Here is a 14,504-nt window from a genome sequence, read left to right on the forward strand (position 1 = left end):
AATGTTGTTGTTATCTAAATCAGTCTTCATAGTTTTGCAGTACAAAACGATTAAGGCTAATGCTCTGATTGGTCATTATTTTTACCGTGCATTTTTAAAATTGCAGTGTAAAAATATCAGCACCTAAGCACCAGACTTTAAAATATAAAAAATTTAAAGTCTGGTGTTTTTCGTTATTTTATTAACTACCCATTATTTATATCGCACACCTTTTTGTTATCAGCTTGTAAATATAGGGCGTGTAAAATTAATTTTCTTCTACCTAGATATGTACATTTTTTAATACTGACTATAATCATTTTATAAGTTGATATTAAGTTATTCATGTTCCAAGGAGGAATTCTATGTCACCTCAAGATGTAGCCATTAGCCGTAAACATATTATTGGTGAAGTGCCTATGATCGTCTGCGAAATTGCTGAACGCTGCTTATACACTGGCTTTTTTGGTTCAATTGATTCTGGGCGAATGGCCCAAATTACCGACTCTTTGACCATTCGCTGCGAAAAAGAGAAATCTGAAGCCGTCATTGTTGACCTAGCTAACGTAGACGCGATTGATACTGCGGTAGCAACACATTTAGTTAGATTAGGTAAAGTACTCGAACTTGTTGGTGTAAAAGTTATTTTTTGCGGCATCAAAGGCAATATTGCACGTACTATGATCACTGCAGGTGTCGAGTTCGACATATTCAAAATAGCGAGAGACTTAAAGTCAGCATTGGTTTTTTACTATAAGTCGATTGGTTTTGAATTGGTAAAAATACAAAAGCAGTAAGCGTGTGAATATCGCTGTAACAAATAGTGTGGTTATCACGATTGAAGAGCCTGAAGATGCGTATTATGTCGCACAAGAAGCGCGACATTTGGCATTTGAGCTTGGGTTTTCTGACTTTGATATTGGTATGATAACCATTGCAGTGGCAGAAATTGCCACTAATGTTGTGCGTTATGCTTTGCCCGGCATCGCTACCCTTAAAAAACTTGAACTAGACAAAGGAATTGAAGTTACCATCGAAGATAACGGGCCCGGTATTTCAGATCTTGAGCAGGCGATGGTTGATGGTTTTAGTACCCACTGCGAGCCGAGTATTGGTAAAGGATTAGGATCTGCTAATCGGTGTGTTGAAGAGTTTATCGTCAATAAAACCGATTCTAACGGTACGTCAATCACGCTACGTCACTATTTGCCACTACTTGACAATTTAATTGAAAAAATTGGCATTTCATTTCCAGCTGTTGGCCTTCATGACAATGGTGATCAATATTGTTTAAAGCAATATCAAGGGGATAAACTTTTTGCCTGTGTGATAGATGGCGCTGGCAAAGGGGCTAATGCAGCCGTTGCATCTCAATATGCATTGGGTATCGCTCAAAAGCACTACAGGGATAGTTTTGATTCCATCATTAAACAATGCCACTGTGCTCTTAAAATTCGTCGACCTCTTCGCCCTGTACAAATGGCCTTATTACGATTAACGCCTGATTCACTTGAGTTTTGTGCCATTGGTGATGTAGGCATAAAAATCATTGCTGACAGCAAAGAAAGCTTTGCTGTTCATGATGGTAGCGTGGGCTTAACACTTCCTAAAAAAATTCATATTCATCAAATTGATAGACCTAAAAACTTGACTGTTTTTTTACATTCCGATGGTGTGGTATTACCTAATGATATTAATCTAGATAGGCAAATTTCATTAGAGCGTAGCAGCTGTCAACTCTACAACCAAGTAGCACTCGCCAATGACGATGCAACATTAATTGTTATTAGAGATAAATTATGAACAATCTATTCGACCAAACTACTACCTTACGCCAGCAGCTATCAAGTATTGTTGCAGCCATTCCGTTTGGCGTGGTTGTATTGTCTGATTCTCATGAAGTTGAGATCATTAATTCATCAGCACTGGATTACATCGGTATTGATGACAAAACACCCTCGGATATTATTGATAAAGACTACCAAGACACTTTATCGTGCGTACCTCAGATTATTGATAAATACGAAAATCTGATTGTGACAGGTAAAAGGGCCAGCTTTTCATTACCTTTTACTAGCATACTAAACGAGTTAGATTTATATATTACGTGTCAAAAAATGCTCCAAGGTACGCTTTTTATTATTGAAGACCGTACTGAGAAAAAAGCCTTACTCTATGAAACATCACATGATCACTTAACACAATTACTTAATCGTCAATGCTTTGAACAAAGACTAGAAGATAAGTTTAAAGAAAGTGGCACAAAATGCACATCCGTATTGGCGTTTATAGATTTAGATAGGTTTAAATTGATTAACGATATTGCAGGGCATGCCTTTGGTGATGAAGTACTAAAGCGCGTGACTACGGCTATCTTAAGTTGTGTGAGAGACATTGATGATGTTGCGCGAATTGGTGGAGATGAATTTGCGATATTAATCAAGAATTGTTCGTTAAATCGAGCGAAAGACATTGTGAAAGTTATTTTGCAAAAGGTTGAAAACATAAACTTAATACATTCAGGAAAAGTACTCAATGTGAGTCTTTCCGCAGGTATTGCGCCTATTGAGCCAACTAAGTACCATAATGCGAGTCAGGTTATTAACGCTGCAGATACAGCTTGTCGTTTAGCTAAAGCTGATAACGAAGATCGCATTCATATTATTGATACCTGCAATGGCGAGTATGCAAGCTACCTTAAAGATACCAACCTATTAAATGTCATTAATAACGCGATTGCCAATAATACGTTTTATCTTGTTGCGCAAGAAATCGCATCTATGCATAATAATATGGCGCATCAGCATTATGAAATACTCCTCAGATTAAAATCTGAAGATGGCGCGAATATACCACCGAATTTATTTATTCCGGTTGCTGAACGCTCACGGGTAATGTCAAAGATTGACCGTTGGGTTATTGCAGAAACGTTTTCAAAAATCACCCCAGAATTAAATCTATCTATTAACTTATCTGGGCAATCATTGTCTGATATGACACTCGCAACCTTTATCTTAGAGCTGACTCAGCGATATCAAGTTAACCCTGAGCAAGTCACTTTTGAAATTACAGAAACAGCAGCGATTGAAAATATCGAAAAAACGAAAGACTTTATCAGTTCACTAAAAGATAACGGCTTTACCTTTTCGTTAGATGATTTTGGTACAGGTCTGTCTTCTTATCAATATTTAAAAAACTTACCCATTGATTACATTAAGATTGACGGTATGTTCGTAAAAGACATTGACGATGATGAGTTTTCACATGCTATGGTGCGTTCTATTAATGACTTTGCTCATACAATTGGGCTTAAAACGATTGCTGAATTTGCCTCAAATGCGCTTATTATGAAAAGACTTGAGGAGTTAGGGGTCGATTACGCACAGGGCTTTTATATTCATAAGCCACAATTGCTTACGGAGCTTATTAGCGAGAAGCAAAAAAAGAACAAGGCGTTATACAGTATTGGTTAGTTTGGTTAGTTTGGTTTATTGGATAAAGTTTTGATAGCAAAACATGAACACCGGTGCGCGTTCATGTTTTGCGAATAAGTTTGTTAAACAGGGCGAAGCTGCTTTAACCTAAATATTGCCAATGAAGTAATAACCAAAATGACTAGCATACTGAAGAGTAACTGCCAAAACCCTTGTGTGCCTCTTTTTTCTCCAATCTGTTTTTGTGCCTCGAATAACACAAAATTATCCACATCTTCTTTAGTAATACTTTTATTAAAAAAGAGATAATCGTAAAAGAAGTGCCGTATTTTAGTATGATAATCAGCAATCTCTTGCAGATATTGGGTTTGATTCTCACTGCTTGTATTTGCTAATTGATTTAGCTTTAGTTGAAAAAACAACGCGGGGGAGAGGGTGCTGAGCGTTTGTAATTGCCCATGCCGTGCGTAGCTATTTTGTAAGTAATCTAACCATTGATCTTGCACGGCAATGTCACTCATATGCTGCTGAGCATAATACCATTTCCAATCAAATGCCTCACCCAGCGGGGCAGTATTTTGCCAACGTGGTTCATGTTTTAAAAACGTATCTAGCGTTGCTTGTTTATCTTTATCCCAGCCATCATTGAGTTCGATGCGTTGTTTTAAACTAATTTGCAGCGGTGCTTGTGTTTGGTATTGATTGGATAAAAACAGTTGTACTGCACTCGGTATCAACATCGCAAATAGTACCCAGCTACTGAGATAAGCTAGGCTATTGAATACGCTGCTTTTATCAAAGCTCATAATAAACGCTGCAATTGCAAACCAAAACAGCATATACACGCTGGTTGCAATCAGCACAGTCCAAAATAGTACATCAAAAGGTAACGATAGCAATAACGCTGCGCTGATTAGCAAGGTGACGACAAGCAACCAAATAACAATAAACCGTAATGCAATTTGTTTACAGACTTGACGAAATGCACTGGTTGGCAGAGCGTTTAGCAGCCGCCAACGGCCTGCGTGTTGCTCATCGGAAATAAGCGTGACTGTCATAATGCCAATGACTAGAGGTAAAAGGTATACCAGCACAAAACCTAAATCGAGCCCGCCCGCGCGTTGCTGAGAGGGGTTGACGATTTCTCGGTTGAAAATTTGGCTTTGTAGTGCAGTTGCACGCACTTTCATTGCCACCATTGACGATTGACTTTCACCAACAAACAACGCAGCCCAAGGGCTAAGCTGCCATTGAGTGGGAGCACTGGCATAGTAGGCCAATGATCCTGCTGCAGGGAGGCTATCTTGGCTGGTTACATGCGCTCGTTCTTTTTCAAATACAACTTGAGATTTATACTGATCAATACGAATTGACTTGTATCCTTGCGCGCCCTGATAAATGGCAAAAACACCAGATAGAAGAAACAAAATGAGCACCAGTTTATTAATTTTTCCTGAAAATAGCCGCTTACATTCGAGTTTAAACAGTTGCATAAACCCTCCTTTGCATTCGTGTTGAATTTAAAACGATGAACAGTGTTATCACGATCAATAACGGCAGTATCCACAGCCAAGAAAATGTTCTGAGTGACCAAGAAAGTGTGGGACTCTGGTAGTGAAATGGCTCAAACTCTTGCCAATATGATTTATCTACTTTTTGATCTCGGTCATTATGATGGTGTATTTCATTGGTGTGCAATTGGTTTAATTTTTGGATACGCGCATATCTATGTGTCTCGGCTTGTTGTTCAAACTCCAAAAAGTGATTGGTATCTGTACGTGTCAAAGCCATTGAAAAGTCGCGTACAAACAAATAGGGGTTTAACCAATAAAACTGACGTATAAACTGCTGCTGAGCTGAAAATTGCACCAGCTGTTGTTCATAATGCTTTTGATAGATTTGTGCATTGAGCTTTTCTCCCTCTTGCATTACTAGTCCTTTGTAATTAATGGGAAGCGCTTCAACGGATTCTACACCATATTTTTTTAACGTATCTTCTCTAAATTTATTGAAATAGGGGTCATCAGGGTTGTGACTGTTGCCGACCTTGCGATTGTCTAATTTAACCGCCAGTTCAAAGTCATTACGCTTTTGATGAGGGTATTGGTTATGAGCAACTTCGGCCAATATACGAGGCATTAAAATGGTCAAGATAAACCACACCGATGTGAGTAATACCAGCGCTTGTTTAGGCTCTTTAACACAACTTGAGATAAACAATGTTAGCCCAATCCAAAATAAACAATATAAGAGGTACACACAGAACAAAAGCAGCAACCTTAGGGCACCTTCAGATGAAAGTGTTGCACCTGCATTACTTGCTAAAATCAGTGATAAAATAAAAACGGGCAAGATAAACACCACGGACAACAGCAGATAGCTTAAACTCTTCCCTGTGATCAACTCACGAAAAGACACTCCCATAGACATTAACTGTCTGAGTGTGCCGCTTTTTTGCTCACCACTAATGCTTGCAAAACCAAGCGCAATAATGAGTAGCGGCCAAATAGTCAGTAAAATGTTGGCACTGCTTAGCTCTGAAAACCTCAGCAATGTTCCGCCATCTTGGTCATTGGCAAAATTGGCACTGTTTTGCTTGTGGGCTTCGAGAAAAATGCTGTCTCCAACCCATGCATTCACCCCTAAGTCAAAAAAGCTCAGCGCACTGGGTTGGCGAAATGCAAAGTGACCAAAATGCGCTACGCGATGAGGGTGTCTGTCGGGTTGGGCTTGCCATTGTTGCTCTACTTCGGCTTGTGCGGCAGTTTGGGTTTTAACACTGTGTTGAAATTGCTGCCAGCCGGTAAATAACGCGACTGCAAGTAGCAACTGAATCATGATGAAGAGCAACCACAAGCTTGGGCTTTTACGCTTAATAGCCAGCTCATGGTTAAATATCTTCATTACCTTTTGATTAATCATGTATAAAAACTTCCTATGTGAGTACTTAGCTGGCTTGTTTTATTGGGTTCTTTGATGAGATTAACTCGTGATAGGTGTTCTCTAGCAGGTTGATTGGTAGCTGTTTATTATCAAGCAGAGTTAATAGGCAGCCGTTGTCCATAATGGCTATTTTGTTGGCGAGTGTGTGTGCACAATAAAAATCGTGCGTTACCATTAAAATTGCCGCGCCTTTTTTGGCTAACTGTTCAATCACTTTAATAAATTCAAGAGTGGCACTTGGGTCTAGTCCTGAAGTCGGCTCATCTAATAACAGAACTTTTGCTTGGCGAATAATCGCAAATGCGATCCCGACTTTTTGTCGCATGCCTTTAGAGTAGCTTTTGAGTGACTGTTTACGTACGTTCGGTGCTAACCCTGTTTCATCTAATGCGGCATTAATTTGCGCCTCTGATACATCTAAGTTTGATAAGCTCGCTAGGTACTTTAAATTATCTATGGCGTTAAACTCTTGATAAAGGTTTACCTGTTCGGGTAAATACACCAGTTTATCTTTACTGCTATCAGAGCTGTGAACATCCATACCGTCTATTAATGCTTGCCCACTGTCTGGTTGTAAAAAATTGAGAAATAAATTAAGCGTGGTACTTTTACCTGCGCCATTGGCACCTAACAGGCACATTATTTCGCCTTGAACGACTTTAAAACTAAGGTCGTTGAGTACTTGTTTACCTGAGAATGATTTACTTAAATTTATGGCTTCTAACATGAAAGCACTCCTTTAATGAAGATCCGCTTAGCGCTGAGTGTTACGTATTCAAAGAAACAATGAACATGTATTTTTGACTAAAGCAGAGCAAATGAAATATGAATGGTATTTTGTTATAACATATCAAAATGTATCTAAATAGAAACAACTTTTGTTAACTTAGAGGCACTAAAAAGCTTGCCGTACCAGTGAAAGCACTGCCCTCAACGTGAATTTGTGCATCTTTATAGTACACAAGCCCTTGTGATAGTTGCTTTTTACACTGTTTTGGAAAGAAACCTTCAAACCGAACTGCCTGCGTTGTATTTATTGAGCGTTTAAATTTAATATCTAGATCACGCAGATATACCTCTCCGGCTTTTTTAGTTAACTTGTTATCCCAACATCCATAGATAATGCCCAGTTGAGAAATCCAAATCATGGCACTTTGCGCACTAAAATGAAATTGACCGTCTCCGGGCATTTGAAAGTACTCAACGTCAATGCGCCCGTCTATGTAACCAGGCTCTAATGACACTGAGCTAAATGACATTCTTTCTTTTCGCCAGCCATTTTCTAAATAGTCTGACATATAGGCACGTTGTTGCTTTGGGCTAAGTTGAATCATAAAATTTCCTTACTAATGGGTAGATGGGTGAGTTAACCGGCTTTGTTCTTGCTCTACATGTGAGGGCATTAACAGTGCATGTAATACTGCGCTCACAAGACCTATAGCCATTAAGCAATACCATGCCAAGTGTGTACTAATATCCGATAAGTCAAATGCGAGGCCTACGATACTGCTACCGGCGATAAGTCCAACGCCTGCAAACAGGTAAAAGAACCCATAATGTGTGGCAACATAATGGTTGTTAGCCAAATCTGATATTTGACTCATGATAAAAGGAAAGCTGACCATGGTGCCCAGTGTAAATACGATCGCCAACACACTCAGTGGTACGTAGTAAAGTATACCTTCATTAAAAGGCCAATCTGGTACAAGGGAACCAAATGATAAGCCCATCAACGCGATACCAATTGTTATCCAATGTTGAGGTGCAAGCCATCGCTCACACAGCCGAGTTACTGGAAATTGCAAGCAAATCGCAATAATTGCACACAGTGTAAGCACCCATGCCACATCTTGTAATTCGCCAGATTGATTAACAATATGAATGGGGATCGCAAAAGAAATTTGATTGATGAGCATAAAATAGCCCATCATAATGGCAGAAAACTTTAAGAAACCTCTATTGCCTAATACGCGAGAGATCATACTTGATACATTCTTTGAACTTGTATTAGTGTTGTGTTTTGTATGGCTTGAAATAGCAGATTTAGGCAGCAAAATAGTAAATACCACGGTAAAAATTAAAAATGGTATGGATGCTACAATACACAAAATATCGAAGCCTATATTGAGCAATAGCAAGCCACACAGCGGGCCTAATAATTCACCACCGTTTCTTGCTACCCCGACTAATGAAAACATTTGTGCTCGACTGATTATTTCTTGTTTCGCAAAATAAGCTTGTGCAGCGGGTGTGAACAGTGCCCCCGCAAAGCCAGTTAAAAAAGCAGCGATAAATAGCATCGGCGTTATTTGCGCGAACAAAAAGAGTAAAAACCCAATCGCACGCAGTAAACAGCCAATGACAATGAGTGTTTTCGCACCAAATAAATCAGCCAGTAACCCACCGACTAAAAAGAGGCCTTGCTGGCAAAATGATCGAACACCAAGCACGATACCTACCAGTGTTGCACTCAGTAGTAAGTCTTGTTTTAAGTATCCGGCTAAAAATGGGATCAGCATATAAAAACCCAAGTTGAATACAAATGTGGCGCATAGCATCCAGCGATATTGATTATTGAGCTTTTGATAAGAAGAAAAAATAGACATAATGATTACACTGGCTTTTGTGCAATTAAAATCGAGTGAAAGTTATCTGCATATGTTTGCACCTTTAATTTCAGTGCAAATGGCAAAAGACCCGACTCATCAATACTAGGATATAGTAATGTGCGCAAGTTATACGCTGTGCGCACCACCAATTGTGCACCAGGGCGCATGTGTTCAAATAAATGTTTAATGATCTGATCTTTAATCTTTTCATCACCGACTAATGCCGCAAGCCAAATAACATCATATTGCTGTAATTGTTCTTGCTTACACACATCATTGTGAATAAAGGTCATTTTTTTGTCTGGCCTCAAGGCTTCACTAACCGCTTTGCCTAGCATGAGATCTGATTGGTTGATATCTAAGTTATCTACGACCAAATCGGCATTAAGCAACGCCAAAGAGGTGAGTGGCAGCGCCCCTGAGCCAACCATTAAAACATTTTTTACAGGTTCGGTAGCCAATGAGTAAATCGCGTTAATCTCAAGGCCAGTTGCTCGCTCATAATGTTGAAAATAAGGATACTCTTGTCTTAATACAGTCTGTGAATCTTCGCTTTGAATAAGGCATTGCGCCCAGTGTCTTTCATACAAACTTGATGCTTGACTGAATAAGTGTTGGATACCGGGTTTTATTTGCTGAATATCTGGTTGAGCTAATACACCAGTTGCAAACTCACTGCCATGCTCATTAGATAATAAGTCTAAAAAGCGATGAAACTTGCTCATATTGTCTGGTGTTATTTCGAGTTTAGACATTGATGTAATATTTTTGTATTCATGTGCAATGTGTGCCGCATGGGTTTCTACCGAGTGAGATATCGTCATAAGTAAGTTGCTATGCCATTTTTAATTTATGTTATAACATATCATTAATGTTGCTTGTGTGTAAACGAGTGTGTGGAAGTATTTTACCTAAACTATATACATGCTGCTAAAAGCAAATTAATGCCTTGTGGAACAAGGCACTTTTTTAGGTTAGAAGTTATAAGAAGTTGAAAGTTGAATCTTACGAGGTTCACCGGGTTGAACCCACATTTGTGTATATGAGTTAGTATAATGTTTACGGTCGAACGCATTATGCACTTGTGCTTTGATAGCCCAGCGCTCATTGACTTCATATTCAGCAAAGAGGTTAAAAACCACATAAGATGGCAAATAGAAATCACTACCGCGTTGTCCTAATCGCTTATCAACATATTGAAAACCAATGCCTGCAGACATATTCTTGTCATAGATCTTATAATGTTTGATAAGCTGTAAGCTTGCCGCATTTTCTGGAATATTCAGTAACTCATCACCCGCTTTGATGCCAACGTATAAGCCAGTATCTATCGAGTCTTTTTCTACTTGAGCATCAAGGTACGTATATGAAAATCTAATTTGTGCATCACCAGGTAATTGTCCTGCAATATCTAGTTCAACACCACGGCTGCTAGCCTCGCCAATAGCGGTATTAAATCCTGGGTTTTGCACATCGGCGACAATAATATTGGTTTGTTCACTGTCAAAATAGGCCAGCGTAATATCTAAACTGTTATCAATTAATGACCATTTTGTGCCAAGCTCTACAGACTCACTTTGATTGGGTTCAAAGCCATTACCTTGATGGTCAGTTCCAAAGTTTAAGCGGTATCCTTCACCATAAGTTGAATAGAGTGACCAGTTGTCAGCTAATTGATATACAAGCCCCAGCTGAGGGCTAAAATGTTGCTCAGATTGTTCCGCAGACAGGTTGCGCATTTTATCGTCAGTTGTTTGCTTTAACCAATCAAACCTGCCTCCAATTCGTATTTGTAATGAGTCAGACACACTGATTTGATCTTGAATATACATACCTGTCGCCCACTGGTTTTGTTGACGTACAACCACAGGCTTTGGTGTGGGTGGTGTATGTTGTCCATAAACTGGTTTATGTATATTCAATGCATATAACTGTGCGTTAGTAGGGCTCGTGCTAAGAGCGGGTGCTCGCGCAACACGATAATCTCTATCAAATTCGAAGCGGTCATAGTCGATACCTGCGATGATGTGATGCTTAAATCTGCCAGCTTCAATATCTCCCGCTAACTCAAAACGCGCCACGTATTGATCTGTATCATACGCTCTACTTCGGTGTTGGCGTGTTAAGGTTTGACCATCAAGGTATAGTTTTTGGCGTGAAGGTGACACATCAGCATCACTTGATAAGCTATCCAATTCTGTTTGTCTAAATGCCAGCGCAGAGCTTAATTGCCATACATCATTGACATCATATTGCCACTGCAGTTGGTGTCCGTGTACCATTGTGGTAGTGGGCCCGTCACCTGGCTCACCTAAAAAGCGTTCAATAGGCATAAAATCAAAATTACCTTGCAACGCGATAATGCCTCTATCGAATGGGATTTCTTGCTCTGCATATTCAAGCTCATATGTCCAAGAAGAGCGTTCATTGTGTTCAAAAGCAAATGCAGCCGTAATACCTTGTTTTTGTGTTTCGATGGTGTCGCGAAAGCTGTCTTCTTGTTGGTAAAAGCCGATAAATCGACCTGCCAAATTATCAGACAATACGGTGTTAACATCAGCTTCTACACGCTGATGTTGGCGGCTGCCCAAAGTTAATTCAAACGCACTTGAAGACGTAAATGTCGGCTTCTTAGTGACTAAGTTAATTGACCCGCCAGGCTCCCCTCGGCCAAATAGTGCCGCCTTTGGCCCTTTGAGTACCTCAACTCGTTCAATGCCTGAGGCATCACGGGGCCCTGAGAAACCTCGACCGGCATTAAAGCCATTAACTAAATAGCCACTGGGCACATTTTCATCGCCAAAAAAGCCACGAATAGCAAAACTATCCCAAAGCCCACCTAAACTATTTTGACGGCTCACTGAGGCCGACATATCTAGAATTTGTGTTAAGCCATTTAAGCCAGTGCTTTCAATAAGTTCTGCATCAAATTCTAAAACAGCTTCTGGAGACTGTAAGTGAGTAAACTCACCACGATAAGCTTGACGCTCGCCGGTGACTTCAATTGTCTCTATTGCTGAGTTATCATTCGCTTGAGCCGAAAAAGCGGCAGCCAGTGAAAGAGAAAGTACGCTTAAACGACAAGCATAATGTGAGGGTTTCATTATCAATCCTTCATTTTGATATGTTATAACATTTTATGTACTGTATCATGAGTCTTTCAGGCTGTTAAGCGTTAATCGTTTAATAGAATGGATTGTTCTTTAATATTTTTAAGTGAATAAGCACGCTATATTTCTCTGCGCTAATAAATTAGAAAGTAGAAATAAGTTTATGATTTATTTGCACTCATTTTTATTAAATGGGTGCCTAACCAATGAAAATGAAAAATAACAGCTTAAAGATACTCTAAGGCATGATTGTGAATATTTGAACATAGCTTATAGCACTTACTAACTATGAAGTATTTAAAGAATTTTAACTGATTAAATGTACTGTAATCGCCATATTTTAAGTTGATTTGTATATGTGTAAAAGGCGTTAATATTTAGCCAGTCAACTTTAGAGATGATGAATAAAAATAGGAAATGAAAACTTACAAGTTAATGCAAAAAAAGATAACAGTTGTGAAATATGTTGATATATTACTTGGGGTAGTGCAAGTGCCGCAAAATTGACTACAAAAAATGGCTAACACTTTCTAGTAAAAAAGAGTTTAAGAGACTAGTTAATAAAGGCCGATAATGTGGATATTTCAATGAGTCTGTAGTTTTGATTAAAACTGCTTATTTAATAGCTATAATTAGGAGAATAAATGGATAATTACCTCATTTATATTGGTGTTGCTTTGGTGACTATTTTGGTTCCTGGCCCAGCAGTTGTTTTAACGCTTAACAATTCCATGCAAAGAGGGTTACCAAGAACACTAGCTGGTATTTTTGGGGTCTCGCTCGGTATTTTGCTTGTTGCTGTCATTTCCGCTACAGGCGTTGGTGTTTTGCTTGCGAATTCTCTTTTCGCTTTCTCTGTAGTAAAAATGATGGGGGCGATATACCTTATTTATTTGGGTATTAAAATGTTGCGATCTAAAGGAGGCGTTGATCAACCGCCCACTTTGCAAAGCGTTTCTTATCGATATTGTTTTTTAGAAGGTTTTTTCGTTTCTGTTTCAAACCCAAAAGCCATTGTGTTTTTTATCGCTATTTTCCCCCAATTCATCAATACAACGCAAAGCTACATGGCCCAGTTTATACTTTTAGCTGTTACTTTTAGCGTACTGGTTCTTATGATTCATACTGCCTATGCATTGTTTGCCTCACTTGCCAAAACAAAGTTTTCGTCAAAACAAGACGGCGCTATTTTAAACAAGGTAAGTGGTAGTATTTTTGTGTGTTTTGGTGTTGGTCTTGCTACAGCTAGCAGGTAGAGCGCTGCAAGTATGCATGTTGCTTACTGAGATGTATAAACGGGTTGGTATGGAGTTATTTGTTAGATATATTTTTTTTGTAGCTTTTTTAGCATTATTAGGTTGTTCTGAAAAATCAGGCAGTATGTACGCTGAACATATCTCTGAACCGAGTTGTAAACCCATTATTGCAGTTTATCCTGTTTGGAAGCATAGTAATGCAGAATTAAAGTCATTGCCTTGGAATGATTTCACGCATATTGCCATTTCTTCAATTTACCCAATGTCTACCGGTGAGCTGCATTCCCAAGAGACTGATTTATTTGTAGATACTCTTGTTTCATTGGCTCATAGTAAGGATAAAAAAGTTATTATTTCTGTCGGTGGTGCAGGTAAGGGGAGCCAAGGATTTGTTGAACTTTATAAAAATTATGAGCTAGTAACAGAGTTTGTATCTAATTTATTGTTGTATGTTGAACATCATAAAATTGACGGTATTGATATAGATTGGGAATATTGGACTTATCAGCATGTGCAAGGAAAAAGTGGCAATGACCCTATCGAAAGTCAACAACTAGTAGATCTTGTTAAACGTTTAAAAGCGACTATGAAACCAGAGTTGCTTCTTACGGTAGATATTATGGCGGGTAATTGGGTTGGAGAGCAATACCTTCCTGAACTACAAAAGCATGCAGATTACGTTAATTTAATGGCATTTGACTTTACTGGTGCTTGGCCTGAATCAGTGATTGGATACCACTCAGACTATAGTACATTCATAAAATCCATCGAGTTCGTATTAGACAGAGGATTTAATAGAAATCAGGTTTTAGTTGGCGTACCAGCGTACGGCATTGAGTTTGAAAATGCGTCGAATAATACGATAAATCATCACTCTTATCGCAGTATAGTGAATGAACTCGATGGAAATTTGGCAGATATAGCTAAAGAGAAATTTAATAATATCTATTTTGAATCACCACAAACCATAAAAAAGAAATTTAGCTATGTAAAGGATGAGTTACTAGGTGGTATTTTTATGTTTGAAGTAACCTCTGATCATCGAAGTCCTGAGCATAGCCTACTTAAATCGGCCCAATCTATACTCAATGATAATTGCCCAAATAATGAACTGCAATAAAGATGGTGAAATGTTTTACTTATTGGTGTGCTATTTATTTTCACTAGGAAAGC

Annotated in this window: 12 protein-coding genes; 5 read left to right on the plus strand and 7 right to left on the minus strand. The window is 38.8% G+C overall.

Annotated features, from left to right (window positions below; genetic code table 11):
• Positions 1-344: 344 nt before the first annotated feature.
• Genes SANK73390_RS02230 through SANK73390_RS02240 form a run of 3 tightly spaced genes read left to right on the plus strand, consistent with a single transcriptional unit; the run spans position 345 to position 3,452 of the window.
• On the plus strand, positions 345-776 hold the full coding sequence (locus SANK73390_RS02230; RefSeq protein WP_261591840.1) for an STAS domain-containing protein: 432 nt from the start codon (positions 345-347) through the stop codon (positions 774-776).
• A 4-nt stretch (positions 777-780) separates the two neighbouring features.
• Positions 781-1,782, plus strand: coding sequence for an ATP-binding protein (locus SANK73390_RS02235; RefSeq protein WP_462763003.1), 1,002 nt, complete (start codon positions 781-783; stop codon positions 1,780-1,782).
• Positions 1,779-3,452, plus strand: a complete 1,674-nt coding sequence (locus tag SANK73390_RS02240) for a putative bifunctional diguanylate cyclase/phosphodiesterase (RefSeq protein ID WP_462763006.1) — start codon at positions 1,779-1,781, stop codon at positions 3,450-3,452. The genes SANK73390_RS02235 and SANK73390_RS02240 overlap by 4 nt, the downstream gene beginning before the upstream one ends.
• Before the next feature lie 83 nt (positions 3,453-3,535).
• On the opposite strand, the gene SANK73390_RS02245 is transcribed toward SANK73390_RS02240, so the two are convergent.
• The 7 genes from SANK73390_RS02245 to SANK73390_RS02275 form a co-directional block, all read right to left on the minus strand.
• Positions 3,536-4,906, minus strand: coding sequence for a DUF3526 domain-containing protein (locus SANK73390_RS02245; protein ID WP_462763008.1), 1,371 nt, complete (start codon positions 4,904-4,906; stop codon positions 3,536-3,538).
• A complete protein-coding gene (locus SANK73390_RS02250; protein WP_462763011.1) occupies positions 4,893-6,335 on the minus strand; it encodes an ABC transporter permease in 1,443 nt (480 codons plus the stop codon). The genes SANK73390_RS02245 and SANK73390_RS02250 overlap by 14 nt, the downstream gene beginning before the upstream one ends.
• A gap of 25 nt (positions 6,336-6,360) precedes the next feature.
• Complete coding sequence (locus tag SANK73390_RS02255) at positions 6,361-7,083, minus strand: ABC transporter ATP-binding protein (RefSeq protein ID WP_462763014.1); 723 nt, start codon at positions 7,081-7,083, stop codon at positions 6,361-6,363.
• Between the two features lie 154 nt (positions 7,084-7,237).
• On the minus strand, positions 7,238-7,690 hold the full coding sequence (locus tag SANK73390_RS02260) for a hypothetical protein (protein ID WP_462763016.1): 453 nt from the start codon (positions 7,688-7,690) through the stop codon (positions 7,238-7,240).
• A gap of 12 nt (positions 7,691-7,702) precedes the next feature.
• The gene (locus SANK73390_RS02265) at positions 7,703-8,962 is read right to left on the minus strand and encodes an MDR family MFS transporter (RefSeq protein WP_462763019.1); all 1,260 of its coding nucleotides are present in this window, start codon (positions 8,960-8,962) and stop codon (positions 7,703-7,705) included.
• Positions 8,963-8,967: 5 nt separating this feature from the next.
• A complete protein-coding gene (locus tag SANK73390_RS02270; RefSeq protein WP_462763021.1) occupies positions 8,968-9,789 on the minus strand; it encodes a nicotianamine synthase family protein in 822 nt (273 codons plus the stop codon).
• Between the two features lie 150 nt (positions 9,790-9,939).
• Positions 9,940-12,069 carry a TonB-dependent siderophore receptor gene (locus SANK73390_RS02275; RefSeq protein ID WP_462763024.1) on the minus strand — a complete coding sequence of 710 codons (2,130 nt, stop codon included), beginning with the start codon at positions 12,067-12,069 and terminating at the stop codon, positions 9,940-9,942.
• A 650-nt stretch (positions 12,070-12,719) separates the two neighbouring features.
• Here SANK73390_RS02275 and SANK73390_RS02280 point away from each other — a divergent pair.
• Positions 12,720-13,331 (plus strand): LysE family translocator, encoded by a 612-nt coding sequence (locus SANK73390_RS02280; protein WP_261595263.1) that lies wholly within the window; start codon positions 12,720-12,722, stop codon positions 13,329-13,331.
• A complete protein-coding gene (locus SANK73390_RS02285) occupies positions 13,312-14,451 on the plus strand; it encodes a glycoside hydrolase family 18 protein (protein WP_462763028.1) in 1,140 nt (379 codons plus the stop codon). The genes SANK73390_RS02280 and SANK73390_RS02285 overlap by 20 nt, the downstream gene beginning before the upstream one ends.
• Positions 14,452-14,504: the final 53 nt, after the last annotated feature.

The organism is Pseudoalteromonas sp. SANK 73390, assembly GCF_054966645.1.

Bases quoted from the DNA above. Each gene is read 5' to 3' on its own strand.
- SANK73390_RS02230 (WP_261591840.1), top strand. From the start codon at position 345: ATGTCACCTCAAGATGTAGCCATTAGCCGTAAACATATTATTGGTGAA.
- SANK73390_RS02240 (WP_462763006.1), top strand. From the start codon at position 1,779: ATGAACAATCTATTCGACCAAACTACTACCTTACGCCAGCAGCTATCA.
- SANK73390_RS02245 (WP_462763008.1), bottom strand. From the start codon at position 4,906: ATGCAACTGTTTAAACTCGAATGTAAGCGGCTATTTTCAGGAAAAATT.
- SANK73390_RS02250 (WP_462763011.1), bottom strand. From the start codon at position 6,335: ATGATTAATCAAAAGGTAATGAAGATATTTAACCATGAGCTGGCTATT.
- SANK73390_RS02255 (WP_462763014.1), bottom strand. From the start codon at position 7,083: ATGTTAGAAGCCATAAATTTAAGTAAATCATTCTCAGGTAAACAAGTA.
- SANK73390_RS02260 (WP_462763016.1), bottom strand. From the start codon at position 7,690: ATGATTCAACTTAGCCCAAAGCAACAACGTGCCTATATGTCAGACTAT.
- SANK73390_RS02265 (WP_462763019.1), bottom strand. From the start codon at position 8,962: ATGTCTATTTTTTCTTCTTATCAAAAGCTCAATAATCAATATCGCTGG.
- SANK73390_RS02270 (WP_462763021.1), bottom strand. From the start codon at position 9,789: ATGACGATATCTCACTCGGTAGAAACCCATGCGGCACACATTGCACAT.
- SANK73390_RS02275 (WP_462763024.1), bottom strand. From the start codon at position 12,069: ATGAAACCCTCACATTATGCTTGTCGTTTAAGCGTACTTTCTCTTTCA.
- SANK73390_RS02280 (WP_261595263.1), top strand. From the start codon at position 12,720: ATGGATAATTACCTCATTTATATTGGTGTTGCTTTGGTGACTATTTTG.